Below are 17,062 nucleotides of genomic sequence, written 5' to 3' on the forward strand. Positions count from 1 at the left end.
CCAGGAAGTGCGACCGGCGACCGGGCTGACCTGTACAAGGCGTAATGAGCGTGTTATTTGTGATCGAAGACGTAAAATTATAACAACATGACAGGCAAGGAAATCATGATCACCACTCTCAGGCGCTCCACCATCGCGCTGCTGGCATCGTCGTTACTGCTAACTATTGGCCGCGGGGCCACACTGCCGTTTATGACTATCTCCCTCACCCGACGTTATCAGCTGGATGTCGATGTGATTGGCTACGCGTTGTCGCTGGCGCTGGTGGTCGGCGTGCTGTTCAGCATGGGCTTTGGCATCCTCGCGGATAAGTTCGACAAAAAGCGCTATATGGTGTGGTCAGTGCTGGTGTTTATTCTGGGATTTAGCGCGATACCGCTGGTCAATAACGCTATCCTGGTGGTGATCTTCTTTGCGTTGATCAACTGCGCCTACTCGGTGTTTTCCACCGTGCTAAAAGCCTGGTTCGCCGACCGACTGACGCCGGAGAAAAAAGCGCGTATCTTCTCGCTGAACTATACCATCCTCAATATCGGCTGGACCGTCGGGCCGCCCATCGGCACGCTGCTGGTGATGCACAGCATCAACTTGCCGTTCTGGCTGGCGGCCGCCTGCGCCGCCTTTCCACTGGTGTTTATTCAGCTGTTTCTCCAGCGGGATGGGGCCGCCGCGGCCCAGCCGGGCGCTGCTGCCTGGTCTCCCTCAGTGTTGCTGCGTGACCGGGCGCTGCTGTGGTTTACCTGTTCCGGGCTGCTGGCCTCCTTCGTCAGCGGCGCTTTCGCCTCCTGCCTCTCGCAGTATGTGCTGGTGGTCGCCAGCAGCGACTTCGCCGAGAAAGTGGTGGCCGTGGTGCTGCCGGTTAACGCCGCGGTGGTGGTTGCTCTGCAGTACGCGGTTGGCCGGCGGCTGAGCGCCAGAAATATTCGCCCGCTGATGACCTTCGGCACCGTCTGCTTTGTTATCGGCCTCGTGGGCTTTATGTTCTCTGGCGCCAGCCTGTGGGCGTGGGGGATCTCGGCGGCGATCTTCACCCTCGGGGAAGTGATTTATGCCCCCGGGGAGTATATGCTGATTGACCATATTGCCCCGCCGGGGATGAAGGCCAGCTACTTCTCCGCCCAGTCGCTGGGGTGGCTGGGCGCGGCATTCAACCCGATGTTCACCGGGATGATCCTCACCCATCTGCCGCACTGGTCGCTTTTTGTCATTCTTATCGTGGCGATTGTCGCCGCCTGGCTGATGATTTTCCGCGGGATGAATGCCCGTCCCTGGCAGCCGGATTGTCCGCTGGCTAACGCCTGACACCAGCTGGCATGCGGCTGTCGGGTTGATGTCGGGCCGTTGTCGGGTCGCTGTCGTGGTGGCTGGCGGCCCGGTTCACCATACTCCATCACAGGTTTACATCCGCAGAACGTCATGGAGCATACGAATATGAACAGCAACAATCAAGTCAAACAATTACGGCTACAGCGCGCCTGGTCCCAGGAGCAGCTGGCCGAAATGGCGGGTCTCAGCGTCCGCACGATCCAGCGCATTGAGAATGGAGAACGCCCGGGGCTGGAGACCCTCAGCGCCCTCGCCGCGGTCTTTGAGGTCACGGTGGCCGAGATCGGCGGCGAAGCCTCGCGGGAGGGTGCGCCGGGCCCGGAAGCCTCGTTGGATCTGCGCATAGAGGAAGCCAAAGCGCGGGTGCATCAGGAGAGCCGCTTTTTCCGTTCGCTGTCGGTGGCGCTGGTGGTTTGCGTGCTGCTGGCGGTGCTTAACCGCTTCACTAATCCACAGTATTACTGGTCCGGCTGGGTCGCCCTGATCTGGGGCGCCCTGCTGGTGGTGAGAGGATTACGCCTGTTCGTGTTCGGCGAATGGATCAAAAACTGGCGCCAGGCGCGCCTGCAGCGGCTGTTGCGCAAATAGCCCGCAAACCGGCGGCGCGCACGCCGCCGGCCTGGTCAGATGGTCACCATGGCGCGCACGCCGTCGCTCTCCATATCACTGCCCTTGCCCTGCTGGACGATGGCGCCGCGCGACATGACCAGGTAGTGGTCCGCCAGCCCGGCGGCAAAGTCATAGAACTGTTCCACCAGCAGGATCGCCATATCCCCCCGGCTCGCCAGCTGGCGGATCACTTCGCCAATCTCTTTGATGACGGAGGGCTGGATCCCCTCGGTGGGTTCATCGAGGATCAGCAGCTGTGGACGGCTGGCCAGCGCGCGGCCGATCGCCAGCTGCTGCTGCTGCCCGCCGGATAAGTCACCCCCTCGCCGCTGCTTCATGGTCTTGAGCACCGGGAAAAGCTGGTAGATCTCCTCCGGCACCTGCTGCGCTTCGCGGGCAGGAAAGCGCGACAGCCCCATCAGCAGGTTTTCTTCCACCGTCAGGCGCGGAAATATCTCGCGCCCCTGGGGAACGTAGGCGACCCCGGCCTGCACCCGCTGGTGCGGTTTGCGATAGGTGATGTTCTGATCCTGCCAGCGTACCTCACCGCTGCGCGCCGGGATCAGCCCCATCAGGCATTTCAGCAGCGTGGTCTTACCTACGCCATTGCGCCCCAGCAGGCAGGTGACTTCGCCCTGGCGGGCGGAAAAATCCACCCCACGCAAAATATGGCTGCCGCCGTAGTATTGATGTAGCTGACTCACCTGTAACATTGGCGCTCCTTAACGTCCCAGATAAACTTCAATGACCTGCTCATTGGCCTGCACCTCCCGCAGCGATCCCTCCGCCAGCACCTGGCCCTGATGCAGGACCGTCACCCGGTCGGCGATGGTCTCGACAAATCCCATGTCGTGCTCCACCACCATCAGGGAGTGCTGTCCAGCCAGGGTACGAAACAACTCCGCCGTATACTCCGTTTCCGCATCGGTCATGCCGGCCGCCGGCTCATCAAGCAGCAGCAGATGCGGCTCCTGCACCAGCAGCATGCCGATCTCAAGAAACTGTTTCTGGCCATGGGACAGCAGACCGGCCTGGCGGTAGCGCTCGCCGTCGAGACGCAGCAGGCGCAGCACCTCATTCAGCCGATCGTCCTGTTCGCTGCTTAGCCGGGCGCGCAGGCTGGCCCACACCGATTTATCTCCCTTCATCGCCAGGGCGAGATTTTCCGCCACCGTCAGCGCTTCGAAGACCGTCGGCTTCTGAAACTTGCGCCCGATGCCCTGGCGGGCGATGGCCACCGGGTCAAGAGTAGTCAGATCCACCGACTGGTCATAGAGCGCTTTGCCGCTTTGCGGCCGGGTCTTGCCGGTGATCACATCCATCAGGGTGGTCTTGCCCGCCCCGTTGGGGCCGATCACACAGCGCAGTTCGCCGACGCCTATCGCCAGCGACAGATCCGTCAGCGCCCGGAAACCGTCAAAGCTGACGTTGATATTCTCCAGCTGCAGCACCGGATCGGTTTGTTCGCGAAAGCGATCGCCGGACAGCTGACGGGTAAACAGTCCTTCATCCGGTTGCATTAGCGGTCTCCTCGACGCAGCAGGCCCATCACTCCGCGGGGTAAAAACAGGGTCACGATGATGAAGATGAGGCCCAGAAACAGCTGCCAGTACTCTGGCATCGCCACGGTGAAAATGCTTTTCGCGCCGTTGACCAGCCCGGCGCCAAGCACCGGGCCGATCAGGGTGCCGCGCCCGCCGAGCGCGACCCAGATGGCGGCCTCGATGGAGTTGGTCGGCGACATTTCGCTGGGGTTGATGATCCCGACCTGCGGGACATATAACGCCCCCGCCAGACCGCAGAGCACCGCCGACAGCGTCCATACCAGCAGCTTGAAGCCGCGCGGGTCGTACCCGCAGAACATCAGCCGGTTTTCGGCGTCACGTACCGCGGTGAGGATCCGGCCAAACTTACTCTGCGCCAGCGCCGAGCCCAGCCACAGGGTCAGCAACAGCAGCAAAACCGTGGCCATAAACAGGGTGGCGCGGGTGCCGGTGGCGGTGACCGGAAAACCCAGCAGCGTGGTAAAACCGGTGAAGCCGTTGTTGCCGCCAAACCCGGTCTCGTTGCGAAAGAACAGCAGCATACCGGCATAGGTCAGGGCCTGGGTCATGATCGAGAAATAGACCCCTTTGATCTTCGAGCGAAAGGCAAACCAGCCGAAAACCAGGGCCAGCAGACCGGGAACCAGCACTACCAGCGCCATCGCCCAGGCGAAATGCTGCGTGCCCCACCAGAACCAGGGCAGCTCGCTCCAGGAGAGAAAAGACATAAACGCCGGCAGACCGTCGCCCGCCGCCTGGCGCATCAGGTACATCCCCATGGCGTACCCGCCGAGGGCAAAGAAGATCCCGTGCCCCAGCGACAGCATGCCCGCATAGCCCCAGACCAGATCCAGCGCCACCGCCACAATGGCGTAGCAGAGGATTTTGCCGCTCAGCGTCAGCAGCCAGCTCGGCACCGCCAGCGGATGCGAGGCCGGCAGCAGCGCCAGGAATGGCATACTCAGCAGCCCCAGCACCAGCAGGATCCCCAGCCAGCGCAGAGGCCGCGGCGCGCGCTGCGCCAGCGTTAAGGTGATTGGTTGGCTCATCAGTCAATAACCCTCCCTTTCAGCGCGAACAGGCCCTGCGGGCGTTTCTGAATAAACAGAATAATCATCACCAGGATCAGGATTTTGCCCAGCACCGCGCCCATTTGGGGTTCGAGAATTTTGTTGAAAATGCCCAGCCCAAAGGCCGCCGCCACGCTGCCGGCCAGCTGGCCGACGCCGCCCAGCACCACCACCAGAAACGAGTCGATGATGTATCCCTGACCCAGTTCAGGCCCGACGTTGCCAAGCTGCGACAGCGCCACGCCGCCCAGCCCGGCAATACCGGAGCCGAGGCCAAAGGCCAGCATATCCACCCGCCCGGTAGGCACGCCGCAGCAGGCGGCCATCGCCCGGTTCTGCGTCACGGCGCGGACGTTCATCCCCAGACGGGTACGGTTCAGGATGAGCCAGGTAAAACACAGCACCAGCAGGACGAACGCCAGCACCGCCAGCCGGTTCCACGGCAGGATCAGGTTCGGCAGGACCTGCACGCCGCCGGAGAGCCAGGCCGGGTTTGCCACCTCCACGTTCTGCGCGCCAAACAGCATCCTCACCAGCTGGATAAGCATCAGGCTGATCCCCCAGGTGGCGAGCAGCGTTTCCAGCGGCCGACCATACAGATGACGAATAATGGTGCGCTCCAGCGCCATGCCGATCCCGGCGGTCACCAGAAACGCCACCGGCAGCGCGACCAGCGGATAAAAGGCCAGCCATTGCGGCGCGAGCTGCGCCAGCGCCTGCTGTACCAGCCAGCAGCTGTAGGCGCCGATCATTAACATCTCACCGTGGGCCATGTTAATCACCCCCAGCAGGCCATAGGTGATCGCCAGCCCCAGCGCGGCCAGCAACAGCACCGATCCCAGCGACAGCCCCATAAAGGCCTGGCCCAGCAGATCGCCGAGCAGCAGACGATGTTTGATCTTTTGCAGGCTGTCGCTGGCCGCCTCGCGCACCGCCGCATCCGGCTCATGCTGGGCATCGGTAAAGGGGATCAGCAGCGCCTGGGTTTCCGGGTCCGCGGAATGGCCGAGCAGCGTCACGGCGGCCAGCCGCGCGCTGGCCTCAGGCTGAGTGAGCTGCAGGCGCGCCAGCGCCACCTCCAGCAGACCCCGCACATTATCATCGGTTTCCGCCTGCAGCCGCTGTTGCAGCAGCGCGGCCATGGCCGGGGTCGCTTCCCGCTGTAGCGTTCGTGCGGCGGAAGCTCTCTCCGTGACGTTGTCACTTAAAATAAGGTGGCTGGCCAGCGCGCCGGCAGCCAGATTGCGCAGCCTGTTGGTCAGACGGACCGGTCGGGTTTCGCCCTGCGGCGCGGCGACAGCGCCCAATGGCTGTAATCCGCCCTGTCGGGTGCGGAAAGCATGTTTTCCGTCGTCCATCACCAGGCTCTCGGTGGTCAACGCCCGCAGCAGCGGCAGACGATCCGCCTGCGGCGCTGCCGCCCACTGGGTCAACAGCTGCGCCTGCTGGCTGCGACTGGCGGCAACGAAGTCGTCCGCCTCCGCGGCCTGCGCCCGCCATGGCAGCAGGATCAGCAGTAGCGCCAACACATTCATGAGACGCAATGCGTTCATGTCGTTCTCCTCTGGTCAGCGGCCGACGGGCGCTATGCTCCAGCCCCGCCGGCCCTGGCGCTTACTGGCTGACGGTTTTCACCGGATGGTCAGGTTTCTTATCGTTACCGGGGATCCACGGACTCCACGGCTGCGCGCGAACGGGTTTATCGGTCTGCCAGACCACGTTGAACTGGCCGTTGCCTTCAATTTCACCGATCATCACCGGCTTATGCAGATGATGGTTAGTGGCATCCATGGTCAGGGTAAAACCGGACGGCGCGTTGAAGGTCTGCCCGGCCATCGCCTCGCGCACTTTATCGACATCGGTGGTGCCCGCTTTGGTCACCGCCTGCGCCCACATATGCAGACCCACCCAGGTCGCTTCCATCGGATCGTTGGTCACCACCGTATCGGCATTCGGCAGCTTGTGCGCTTTGGCGTACGCGCGATAGTCGGCGACGAAGGCTTTGTTGGTCGGATTATCGACGGACTCAAAGTAGTTCCATGCCGCGAGGTTGCCGACCAGCGGTTTGGTATCGATGCCGCGCAGCTCCTCTTCCCCCACCGAGAAGGCCACCACCGGCACATCGGTCGCTTTCAGACCCTGGTTAGCCAGCTCTTTGTAGAACGGCACATTGGAATCGCCATTGATGGTGGAGACCACTGCCGTTTTGCCGCCGGCGGAGAATTTTTTGATATTGGCGACGATGGTCTGGTAATCGCTGTAGCCGAACGGGGTGTAGACCTCCTCGATATCTTTGTCCTGGATCCCTTTGGCATGCAGGAAGGCGCGGAGGATCTTGTTGGTGGTGCGCGGATAGACGTAGTCCGTCCCCAGCAGGAAGAAACGTTTGGCGCCGCCGCCATCCTCACTTAGCAGGTATTCCACCGCCGGGATAGCCTGCTGGTTAGGCGCCGCGCCGGTATAGAAGACGTTGGGGGACATCTCTTCCCCTTCATACTGCACCGGGTAGAACAGCAGGCCGTTCAGCTCCTCAAACACCGGCAGCACCGATTTACGTGAGACCGATGTCCAGCAGCCAAACACCACCGCCACTTTATCCTGGGCCAGCAGCTGGCGCGCCTTCTCGGCAAACAGCGGCCAGTTGGAGGCCGGGTCGACCACCACCGGCTCCAGCTTCTTGCCCAGTACCCCGCCTTTGGCGTTGATGTCGTCGATGGCCATCAGCGCGACGTCCTTCAGCGGCGTTTCGGATATCGCCATCGTCCCGGAGAGCGAATGCATGATCCCGACTTTGATGGTGTCGGCGGCATAGGCCTGGAATGAAAGACCCATAGCCATTACAGAGGCGGAGAGTGCAAAAGCTTTTAATAACGTTCTACGTTGCATGATTCACTCCTGAGTAGCGCAAAAATAAAGAATTAACAGCTAACCAGAGGTGATAAGGCAAAAACGGTGCCAGGTTGTGAAAACAGCAGGATGCGGGACAGGTGGGCGGCGGAGACGGTGGGGACGGCAGCGTTGCCTCATCACGGTGCAACGCTGCGCTAAGAAAGTTATTACCAGACGTCGGCGGCGATCGACGTCACCAGTCGGACTTTTTGCCACTGCTGGTCTTCGCTGAGGGCATTGCCCTCTTCCGTAGAGGCGAAACCGCACTGCGGGCTCAGGCAGATCTGCTCGAGCGGCACATACTGCGCGGCCTCAGCGAGACGCGCTTTCACCCCCTGCGGATTCTCCAGCTCGCCATTTTTGGTGGTGATCAGTCCGAGAACCACCTGCTGATGGCCAGGACGAATAAAGCGCAGCGGCGCGAAATCCCCGGAGCGGTCGTTGTCATACTCAAGGAAGAAGGCATCGACATTGACGCCGCCAAACAGCACCTCGGCCACCGGCTCGTAACCGCCTTCCGAGATCCAGGTTGAACGGAAGTTACCCCGACAGACGTGCAGGCCCACCGTCAGATCGGCCGGCTTACCTTCCAGCGCCTGGTTCAGCACCCGGGCATAAATGCGCGCCAGCGCATCCGGATCGTCGCCGCGCTCGCGTACCTGCTGACGCTGGGCATCGGAGCACAGGTAGGCCCACACGGTATCGTCCAGCTGCAGATAGCGGCAGCCGGCGTCATAAAACGCGCGGATCGCGTCGCGCCAGGTGGTGGCCAGATCGTCGAAGTAGTCGCTAAGATCCGGGTAAACGGTGGCATCAATATCTTTCCGCCCGCCGCGGAAGTGCAGCACGCTCGGGCTGGGAATGGTCATCTTCGGCTGCGCGTCGCCGCTGATGCTTTTCAGATAGCGGAAGTCCTCCAGCATCGGGTGGTCGCCAAACGCCAGCTTGCCGGTGACGCGAACGCCGTGCGCTTTGGTCTGCACGCCGTTAAACTGGATCCCCTGCTCGGCATCGTAACGTTCAACGCCCTGCAGGCCATCGAAGAAATCGAAATGCCACCATGCGCGCCGAAACTCACCGTCGGTGACCACATGCAGGCCGCAGTCGCATTGCTGCTGAACCAGATGACGGATCGCGTTATTCTCAATTTCGCGTAGCTGACCGGCGTCGATAATCCCCTCAGCCAGCTGCTGACGCGCCTGTTTAATGCTGTCCGGGCGCAAAAAACTGCCGACGATGTCTGCGCGGAACGGGGCCTGTTGACGTTGCATGCTGTCTCCTTAGCGGTGGGCGCGTTAGTTGCCCACCGTGATAGTTCATTATTTGAATTTTTAGACTTCTGGATGGCTATATGTCCAGATACTGGCATGCAGAGTGGTGGGTCGCAAACGAGAATATTTCATGGTGCATGAAATATTTTCATTTACCGGAAACAAACGCATAGCCCTCATCTTCCCAGCCGGTGAGTCCGCCGAGCATCATTTTCACCGGCCGCCCGAGCTCAGCCAGCTTCAGCGCGGCAACGTCAGCACCGTTGCAGTGCGGCCCGGCGCAGTAGACCACAAAGAGGGTCTCCGCCGGCCAGGCGGCCATTCGCTCGGCGGTGATCTGGCTGTGCGGGAGATGCTGCGCGCCTGGTAAGTGACGTCTGGCGAAGGCTTCCTCGCTGCCGACCACGTGCAGCAGGACAAAGTCGACCTCGCCGGCACGCTGGGCGCTGTGCACATCGGCGCAGTCGGTCTCAAGATGCAACTTATGGCGGAACCAGCGGATAGCCTCAGCGGAGGTGGCAGGGGGAAATTGGGTTACTACACTCATGGCGTCTTCTCCTTGTCTGTGATAACACTACTTTACTGACGCCCATCACCCTGATCTGCCGACAACTATGACAGAAAACGCTAACATCCTGACAACCCCTTCTGTGACACCGTCACGTCATCAGGTGGTCGCCCTCGCCTACGATGGCCTGTGCACCTTTGAGTTTGGCGTAGCCGTGGAGATCTTCGGCCTGCCGCGCCCGGAAATGGGTGACAACTGGTACCACTTTGCCGTCGCCGCCGTCGATGAAGGGCCGCTGTGCGCTACCGGTGGCATCCGCCTGATGACTGACGGCGGGCCTGAACTTCTCGCCCAGGCGGATACGATTGTGGTCCCCGGCTGGCGCGGTGTCGACGCCCCGGTCCCCGAGGCGCTGTGCGCCGCCCTCGTTGCCGCCCACGCCCGCGGATGCCGGATTATTTCCATCTGTTCCGGGGTGTTCGTTCTCGCCGCCGCCGGGCTGCTCAATGGCCGCCAGGCAACGACCCACTGGCGCTACACCGCGGCGCTGCAGTCGCGTTTCCCGCAGATCCAGGTGGTGGAAGATGTGCTCTACGTGGGCGATGCTTTGCTGATGACTTCCGCCGGCAGCGCGGCGGGGATCGACCTTTGTCTGCATCTGGTGCGCGAGGATTTCGGCAGCGAAGCCGCCAACGTCGTCGCCCGCCGCCTGGTAGTCTCTCCCCATCGCGACGGCGGTCAGGCGCAGCAGGTCCTGCGCCCGGTAGCCCGCAGCCGGGAGAGCCAGCGCCTTGGGCAGCTGTTTGACTATCTGCACCAGCATCTTGCCGCCAGCCATACCGTCGCTTCCCTCGCCCAGCGCGCCGGCATGGGACCACGCACTTTCCTGCGCCGCTTTGAGGAGGCCACCGGTAAAACACCCGCCCGCTGGCTGCTGGACGAGCGGCTGCTGCGCGCCCGCCAGCACCTGACGGAGAGCACGATGTCCATCGATCAGATCGCTGAGCGCTGCGGGTTTGCCAGCGCCGGCACCCTGCGTCACCATTTTCGCCAGCACTTCGCGCTCAGTCCGCTGCAGTACCGGAAACAGTTTGCTACTTCTCCGATTGCAAAATCGTCGCGGCAACGGACAATAGACGGCCACAGTAAACGGGTCGCCAGGAGGGTCGATGATGAAGAAAGAGTGTCGGGTAGTGATCTATAAAGAGGGGCTGCTGGGCAGCCTGTTTTTTGGCGAAGCCAAGGCGGACCCTGACAAGATGAGCCAGTTTCTCAGCAGCTATACCCGTGAAGGATGGGAAGTGAAAACCATGTCGGTGGAGCGCCGCCGCACCGCCCTGTTCTGGTCGCGGGAAGCGTATCTTTTCGTGCTCGAACGCCCCCTCTGACAGCCTGCGCCTGGTTTACACGTTTAAGCCAGGCGTTTCTAAGCGCCTGCTTTCAGGGCCGACGGATATAGCCCTGCTCCTGCATTTTCTGCATGCCCTCCTCGCTGGCGCAGACCATGCCGGTGGTCAGCATGGCAAAACCAAAGCGCTGATAAAACGTAATTTTATCGGCGACCGCATAGATAAAAATTTTGCCAAAGGGAAGCAACTGCTCCCGGATGGCCAGCATCAACTGTTGTCCGTAACCCTGCCCCTGACGTTCGGGGACGATCGCCACATCCGCCAGATAGCTGCTCCAGGTACAGTCGCTGATGGCTCGCGCCACGGCAATCAGCTGGCCGTTCTCATAGCCAAACCAGCAGAAGGTGCTCTGGCGGAACGCCTGCTCCAGTTGCTGAACATCGCGCTCATTCAATCCGGCCTCGGCGATAATGGTTCGCACCCGCTGCCAGTCCACCCGCGCGATCGCCTCTTTACCCTCTATCACCATCATACCCTTGCCTCCCGTCGTCTCCCGGATGGAGCCCCGGAAGCAAGATCTAGCATGCCGCGGCAGGATATGCCAGGCGGAAAGGCGAACGGAAGAAAACGGTAGAGGCGGGCGACGGCAAAAAAAAACCGCCATATGACTGGCGGTAAATCAATGCTTGCATGGATAGATTGTGTTTTGCATTTTTCGCAGACAGATAATCCTGACCTCTCTACGTTTGATGACGAGGTTAACAGAGTCAACCTCAATAAAGCCTCAACGGCCTGCGCTAAAGTTTTTCCACCAGCGCTTTCAGTTGCGCGAGGGTCTGCTGCTGATCCTCCGCGACGGCGGCGGGCCAGGCCGACTGGCGCACAATAAGCCGGGTCGGCAGCAGCTCGCGGATCCGCAGCTGCGGGGCCGCCATCAGGGCGATCAGCCGCTCCACCGCCCTCTTGCCCAGCAGATCGAAGTCCTGCGCCACCGTGGTGAGCGGCGGCTGGAAGTAGAGACTGTCGGCGGTGTCGTCATAGCCGGTCACCGATACCGCCCGGCTACCGCTGCGATTAAGCTGGGCGAGCGCGCTGAGCACGCCGAGCGCCATTTGATCGTTCGCCACCACAATCGCGCTGATCCGCGGCTGCAGATGCAGCAGCTCGAACGTTTTTTGCCAGCCGCTGGCGGCGCTCCAGTCGCCGAACACCGTTGTTGAGCGAGCGATATTCAGACTGTGCAGCGCCTCGCGCCAGCTGGCGAGGCGCAGACGGGCGGAAACCGAACTTTCCGGCCCCGCCAGCAGGCCGAATTCGCGATGCCCCAGCTCCCACAGGTGGCGTACGCAGGCTCCGCAGCCGTCGCGGTGGTCGAAGCGCACGCAGCAGACATCGGCCTCCGGAGAGACATCAAGAAACAGGCAGGCCATATCCGGGTTCTCTTGCACCAGCCGCTCGGCGGTGGCGCTCTCCAGGGGCAGACTGACGATCACCCCGCGAATATGCTGGGCGCGCAGCTCATCCAGCCGCGCCTGCAGCGCGACAAAATCGGCCTGCGCCGGCATCGCTATCGCCACTTCCAGCTGATGCAGGCTGGCATGGCTTTTTATCGCGGCGGCGATCTGCGAGGGGGCATGCAGCGACAGCGAGGCGGTAATCAGCCCGATGGAGGGCGCCGCCTTGCCGGCAAGCAGCTGCGCCGAGCGGTTAGGCACGTAGTGCAGCGTCTGCATCGCGCGGATCACCTGCTCCCGGGTGCGGGCTGACACCACCTCAGGACGGTTCAGCACCCGGGAGACCGTCTGTTGGGACACACCCGCCGCGCGGGCGACGTCCTCAAGGGTTGCGGTACGACGCGGCATCTTTTCTCCTCAGCGATAACAATGTCGTGCGCTAACATTTTATGTTTAACGCACGACAAAAAACAGCGTTTTGCCCCCGCTTTCGTGATCGTCTGTTCATTTCATTTTCAGCGTGATTGCTGGAAAAAACAAATTACCCGATAACGTTAATCATCCTGTTTAGCGAACGACATTTTCTGACTTACCGGGGATTAAAATGCAAATTAGCGATACCGGCCACAGCCACATGCCCAACTTTGACGCCGTCCTCGCCCGTGAAGACTGGCAGAACCAGACCATTACCCACCTTAACCGCCTGCCGGCGCATCCCGCTTTCGCCAGCTGGCGCGATGAGCTTGCCGCCCGGGATAACCATCCCTCCACACGCCGTCGTCAGCTGGACGGCGAGTGGCAGTTCGCTTACGCCCGCAGCCCGTTTGCCGTCGATGCGCAGTGGCTGACGCAGGACCTGCCGGACAGCCGCAGCACGCCAGTGCCTTCCAACTGGCAGATGGAGGGCTATGACGCGCCGATCTACACCAACGTCCGCTATCCCATCGATACCACGCCACCGCGGGTGCCGGAGGATAACCCGACCGGCTGTTATTCCCTGCACGTTGAGATCGAAGAAACCTGGCAAGCGGATGGACAGACGCAGATTATTTTCGATGGCGTCAACTCGGCGTTTCATCTGTGGTGCAATGGCGTCTGGGTCGGCTATTCGCAGGACAGTCGCCTGCCGGCAGCGTTCGATCTCAGCCCCTTCCTGCGCCCGGGCGACAACCGCCTGTGCGTGATGGTCATGCGCTGGAGCGCCGGCAGCTGGCTGGAAGACCAGGATATGTGGCGAATGAGCGGCATTTTCCGCTCGGTGTGGCTGCTGAATAAGCCGCAGCAACGGCTATGCGACGTGCAGTTGACGCCAGCCCTCGACGCCCTCTACCGCGATGGCACTCTGCAGGTCCAGGCGACCGTCGAAGCGACAGAGGCGGCCCTTGCCGGGCTCAGCGTCGGGGTTAGCCTGTGGCGTGGCGAGGAGCAGGTCGCCGCCGGGCGGCAGCCGTTAGGCACCCCGGCGGTGGATGAACGCGGCCACTACGCGGAACGGGTCGATTTTGCTCTGGCGGTGACGGCGCCGGCGCACTGGAGCGCGGAAACTCCAAACTGTTATCGCGCCGTGGTCACCCTGTGGCGCGGCGACGAACTGCTGGAGGCCGAAGCATGGGACATCGGTTTTCGCCGCATCGAGATTGTCGATGGCCTGCTGCGTCTCAACGGCAAACCGCTGCTGATCCGCGGCGTTAACCGCCATGAGCATCATCATTTGCGCGGTCAGGTGGTCACCGAGGCGGATATGGTGCAGGACATTCTGTTGATGAAGCAGAACAACTTTAACGCCGTGCGCTGCTCGCACTACCCCAACGCGCCGCGCTGGTATGAACTCTGCAACCGCTACGGTCTGTACGTGGTCGATGAAGCTAATATTGAAACCCACGGGATGGTGCCGATGAATCGGCTGTCCGACGATCCGGCGTGGCTGCCAGCCTTCAGCGCCCGCGTCACCCGGATGGTACAGAGCAACCGCAACCATCCGTGCATTATCATCTGGTCGCTGGGCAACGAGTCCGGCGGCGGCGGCAACCACGAAGCGCTGTACCACTGGCTGAAACGCAACGACCCGAGCCGTCCGGTGCAGTACGAGGGCGGCGGCGCGGATACCACCGCCACCGATATTATCTGTCCGATGTACGCCCGCGTCGAACGCGACCAGCCGATCCCGGCGGTACCCAAATGGGGGATCAAAAAATGGATCAGCCTGCCCGGCGAGCAGCGGCCGCTGATCCTTTGCGAATATGCCCACGCGATGGGCAACAGCCTCGGCAACTTCGCCGATTACTGGCAGGCCTTCCGCGAGTATCCGCGATTACAGGGCGGGTTTATCTGGGACTGGGCCGACCAGGCGATCCGCAAAATCTTTGACGACGGCAGCGTCGGCTGGGCCTATGGCGGCGACTTTGGCGATAAGCCTAACGATCGCCAGTTCTGTATGAATGGTCTGGTGTTTCCCGATCGCACGCCGCATCCGTCGCTGGTGGAGGCGAAGCACGCCCAGCAGTATTTTCAGTTCACGCTGCTGTCGACCTCGCCGCTGCGGGTGCGCATCACCAGCGAATACCTGTTCCGTCCAACCGATAACGAAGTGGTGCGCTGGCAGGTGCAGTCGGCCGGTGAAACACTGTATCACGGCAACCTGACCCTTGCGCTGACCCCTGAGGGCAGCGACGAGATAACGCTGCTCGACAGCCTGATCCTGCCTGAAGGCGCCCGCGCGGTGTGGCTGACGCTGGAGGTGACCCAGCCCCGGGCGACCGCCTGGTCAGAAGCGGATCACCGCGTCGCCTGGCAACAGTTTCCCCTGCCCGCCCCGCTGGCGCTGCCGGCGCCCACCGTTCCTGCCGGCGCTCCGGATCTTATCGTCAGCGACGAGGTCTGGCAGATCCGCGCCGGTTCGCAATGCTGGACCATCGATCGCCGGACGGGTCTGCTGAGCCGCTGGTCGGTTGGCGGTCAGGAGCAGCTGTTGACCCCCCTGCGTGACCAGTTTATTCGCGCGCCGCTCGACAACGACATCGGGGTCAGCGAAGTAGAGCGTATCGACCCCAACGCCTGGGTGGAGCGCTGGAAAAGCGCCGGCCTGTACGATCTTGAGGCGCACTGCGTCCAGTGCGACGCGCAGCGCCTGGCAAATGAAACCCTCGTCGACTGCCGCTGGCACTATCTGCGCGGCGAAGAGGTAGTGATTGTCAGCCACTGGCGCATGCACTTCACCGCGGACGGTACGCTGCGGCTGGCGGTGGACGGCGAACGGGCAGAAACCCTGCCGCCGCTGCCGCGGGTCGGGCTGCACTTCCAGGTGGCGGATCAGCAGGCGCCGGTGAGCTGGCTGGGGCTGGGGCCGCATGAGAACTACCCCGACCGGCGGAGCAGCGCCTGCTTCGCCCGCTGGGAGCAGCCGCTGGCGGCGATGACGACGCCCTACATCTTCCCGACGGAAAACGGCCTGCGCTGTGATACCCAGGCGCTGGACTGGGGACGCTGGCACGTCAGCGGTCATTTCCACTTCTCCGTTCAGCCGTGGAGTACCCGTCAGCTGATGGAGACCGACCACTGGCACAAGATGCAGGCCGAAGACGGCGTGTGGATCACCCTCGACGGCCTGCATATGGGGGTGGGCGGCGATGACTCCTGGACCCCTAGCGTGCTACCGCAGTGGCTCCTGAGTCAAACGCGCTGGCAGTACGAGGTCTTTTTGCGTTGCCTTTAATCCGTGGGGGCGACAGCCCCCACCCTACAAACAGAATAGCAAGGGATCATGGTGATGAAATTCTCTGAACTGGCGCCACGAGAACGGCATAATTTTGTCTATTTCCTGCTGTTCTTTTTCTTTTACTATTTCATTATGTCGGCCTACTTTCCGTTTTTTCCGGTGTGGCTGGCGGACGTTAACCATTTAACCAAAACGGAAACCGGGATCGTTTTCTCGTCTATTTCGTTATTCGCCATTATTTTTCAGCCGGTGTTTGGCCTGATGTCGGATAAGCTCGGCCTGCGCAAACATCTGCTGTGGACTATTACGGTGCTGTTAATTCTGTTCGCACCGTTCTTTATTTTCGTTTTTTCACCGCTGCTGCAAATGAATATTATCGCCGGGGCGCTGGCGGGCGGGATCTATCTGGGGATTGTTTTCTCCAGCGGCTCCGGGGCGGTGGAAGCCTATATCGAACGCGTCAGCCGGGCCAACCGCTTTGAATATGGCAAAGTGCGGGTCGCAGGCTGCGTCGGCTGGGCGCTGTGCGCCTCGATAACCGGCGTGCTGTTCGGCATCGATCCCAACATCACCTTCTGGATCGCCTCCGGTTTTGCGCTGGTGCTCGGTCTGCTGCTCTGGTTGTCGCGACCGGAAAGCAGCAACAGCGCCGAGGTTATCGAAGCGCTGGGCGCCAATCGCCAGGCCTTTTCGCTGCGCACGGCGGCAGAGCTGCTGCGTATGCCGCGCTTCTGGGGCTTTATCGTCTATGTGATCGGCGTCGCCAGCGTCTATGACGTGTTTGACCAGCAGTTCGCCAACTTTTTCAAAAGCTTTTTCGCCAGCCCGCAGCGTGGTACCGAAGTGTTTGGCTTTGTTACCACTGGCGGCGAGCTGCTCAACGCGCTAATTATGTTCTGCGCCCCGGCCATCGTTAACCGCATCGGCGCCAAAAACGCCCTGCTGACGGCGGGGATGATCATGTCGGTGCGTATTCTCGGGTCGTCTTTTGCCTCATCGGCGGTGGAGGTGGTGATCCTCAAGATGCTGCATATGTTTGAGATCCCCTTCCTGCTGGTCGGGACCTTTAAATATATCTCCTCCGCCTTTAACCCGCGGCTCTCGGCCACCCTGTTTCTGATCGGCTTTAACCTGTCGAAACAGCTTTCCGGGGTGGTGCTTTCCGCCTGGGTCGGCCGGATGTACGACACCGTCGGCTTCCATCAGGCTTATTTGATCCTCGGGTGTATCACCCTGAGCTTCACCCTGCTCTCGTTCTTTACCTTACGGGGCGGGAAAAATCTGCTGCCAGCAGCGGGGACGCAGACCCCCGCCTGACTCCGGCTCC

The 17,062-nt window shown here is 61.6% G+C and carries 15 protein-coding genes and 1 pseudogene; 7 read left to right on the plus strand and 9 right to left on the minus strand.

Going from position 1 to position 17,062, the window contains the following annotated elements:
- The first annotated feature begins 105 nt into the window (after nucleotides 1–105).
- Both ydeE and HMPREF3142_RS04225 read left to right on the plus strand, forming a co-directional pair.
- Nucleotides 106–1,302: an efflux MFS transporter YdeE gene (gene ydeE / locus HMPREF3142_RS04220; protein WP_070611657.1), complete on the plus strand. Its 1,197-nt coding sequence runs from the start codon at nucleotides 106–108 to the stop codon at nucleotides 1,300–1,302.
- Nucleotides 1,303–1,431: 129 nt separating this feature from the next.
- On the plus strand, nucleotides 1,432–1,914 hold the full coding sequence (locus HMPREF3142_RS04225; RefSeq protein ID WP_012541779.1) for a helix-turn-helix domain-containing protein: 483 nt from the start codon (nucleotides 1,432–1,434) through the stop codon (nucleotides 1,912–1,914).
- 35 nt (nucleotides 1,915–1,949) lie between these two features.
- Here HMPREF3142_RS04225 and urtE read toward each other — a convergent pair whose 3' ends face one another.
- The 7 genes from urtE to HMPREF3142_RS04260 form a co-directional block, all read right to left on the minus strand.
- Nucleotides 1,950–2,648: an urea ABC transporter ATP-binding subunit UrtE gene (gene urtE / locus HMPREF3142_RS04230; protein WP_070611659.1), complete on the minus strand. Its 699-nt coding sequence runs from the start codon at nucleotides 2,646–2,648 to the stop codon at nucleotides 1,950–1,952.
- 9 nt (nucleotides 2,649–2,657) lie between these two features.
- Nucleotides 2,658–3,455, minus strand: coding sequence for an urea ABC transporter ATP-binding protein UrtD (gene urtD, locus HMPREF3142_RS04235; protein ID WP_070611661.1), 798 nt, complete (start codon nucleotides 3,453–3,455; stop codon nucleotides 2,658–2,660).
- Nucleotides 3,455–4,528, minus strand: a complete 1,074-nt coding sequence (gene urtC, locus HMPREF3142_RS04240; protein ID WP_008804969.1) for an urea ABC transporter permease subunit UrtC — start codon at nucleotides 4,526–4,528, stop codon at nucleotides 3,455–3,457. Before urtC ends, urtD begins: the two co-directional genes overlap by 1 nt.
- A complete protein-coding gene (urtB, locus tag HMPREF3142_RS04245; protein ID WP_004179758.1) occupies nucleotides 4,528–6,102 on the minus strand; it encodes an urea ABC transporter permease subunit UrtB in 1,575 nt (524 codons plus the stop codon). The genes urtC and urtB overlap by 1 nt, the downstream gene beginning before the upstream one ends.
- Before the next feature lie 61 nt (nucleotides 6,103–6,163).
- Entirely contained in the window at nucleotides 6,164–7,435 is a 1,272-nt protein-coding gene (gene urtA / locus HMPREF3142_RS04250) for an urea ABC transporter substrate-binding protein (protein WP_012968272.1), read from the minus strand.
- Nucleotides 7,436–7,605: 170 nt separating this feature from the next.
- Complete coding sequence (locus tag HMPREF3142_RS04255) at nucleotides 7,606–8,709, minus strand: cobalamin-independent methionine synthase II family protein (RefSeq protein WP_012541782.1); 1,104 nt, start codon at nucleotides 8,707–8,709, stop codon at nucleotides 7,606–7,608.
- A 148-nt stretch (nucleotides 8,710–8,857) separates the two neighbouring features.
- Complete coding sequence (locus HMPREF3142_RS04260) at nucleotides 8,858–9,256, minus strand: rhodanese-like domain-containing protein (protein WP_023297584.1); 399 nt, start codon at nucleotides 9,254–9,256, stop codon at nucleotides 8,858–8,860.
- A gap of 67 nt (nucleotides 9,257–9,323) precedes the next feature.
- On the opposite strand from HMPREF3142_RS04260, the gene ftrA reads away from it, so the two are divergent.
- Together ftrA and HMPREF3142_RS04270 are read left to right on the plus strand one after the other, a co-directional pair.
- Nucleotides 9,324–10,421: a transcriptional regulator FtrA gene (gene ftrA / locus HMPREF3142_RS04265; protein ID WP_032730305.1), complete on the plus strand. Its 1,098-nt coding sequence runs from the start codon at nucleotides 9,324–9,326 to the stop codon at nucleotides 10,419–10,421.
- Nucleotides 10,390–10,605 carry a DUF4177 domain-containing protein gene (locus HMPREF3142_RS04270; protein WP_004205985.1) on the plus strand — a complete coding sequence of 72 codons (216 nt, stop codon included), beginning with the start codon at nucleotides 10,390–10,392 and terminating at the stop codon, nucleotides 10,603–10,605. Before ftrA ends, HMPREF3142_RS04270 begins: the two co-directional genes overlap by 32 nt.
- A gap of 52 nt (nucleotides 10,606–10,657) precedes the next feature.
- Here HMPREF3142_RS04270 and HMPREF3142_RS04275 read toward each other — a convergent pair whose 3' ends face one another.
- The gene (locus tag HMPREF3142_RS04275) at nucleotides 10,658–11,098 is read right to left on the minus strand and encodes a GNAT family N-acetyltransferase (protein WP_016160986.1); all 441 of its coding nucleotides are present in this window, start codon (nucleotides 11,096–11,098) and stop codon (nucleotides 10,658–10,660) included.
- Between the two features lie 64 nt (nucleotides 11,099–11,162).
- On the opposite strand from HMPREF3142_RS04275, the pseudogene HMPREF3142_RS30105 reads away from it, so the two are divergent.
- Nucleotides 11,163–11,356: pseudogene (locus HMPREF3142_RS30105) on the plus strand (hypothetical protein); the annotation flags it as partial.
- A 7-nt stretch (nucleotides 11,357–11,363) separates the two neighbouring features.
- Here the strand turns inward: HMPREF3142_RS30105 and HMPREF3142_RS04280 are convergent.
- Nucleotides 11,364–12,428 (minus strand): LacI family DNA-binding transcriptional regulator, encoded by a 1,065-nt coding sequence (locus HMPREF3142_RS04280; protein ID WP_008804976.1) that lies wholly within the window; start codon nucleotides 12,426–12,428, stop codon nucleotides 11,364–11,366.
- A 196-nt stretch (nucleotides 12,429–12,624) separates the two neighbouring features.
- Here HMPREF3142_RS04280 and HMPREF3142_RS04285 point away from each other — a divergent pair, with 196 nt between their 5' ends.
- Both HMPREF3142_RS04285 and HMPREF3142_RS04290 read left to right on the plus strand, forming a co-directional pair.
- Nucleotides 12,625–15,732, plus strand: a complete 3,108-nt coding sequence (locus tag HMPREF3142_RS04285) for a beta-galactosidase (RefSeq protein ID WP_070611664.1) — start codon at nucleotides 12,625–12,627, stop codon at nucleotides 15,730–15,732.
- Nucleotides 15,733–15,786: 54 nt separating this feature from the next.
- Entirely contained in the window at nucleotides 15,787–17,052 is a 1,266-nt protein-coding gene (locus tag HMPREF3142_RS04290; RefSeq protein WP_008804978.1) for an MFS transporter, read from the plus strand.
- Nucleotides 17,053–17,062 lie beyond the last annotated feature (10 nt).

The sequence above is a fragment of the Klebsiella sp. HMSC16C06 genome, assembly GCF_001808325.1.
Taxonomy (GTDB): Bacteria; Pseudomonadota; Gammaproteobacteria; order Enterobacterales; family Enterobacteriaceae; genus Klebsiella; species Klebsiella variicola.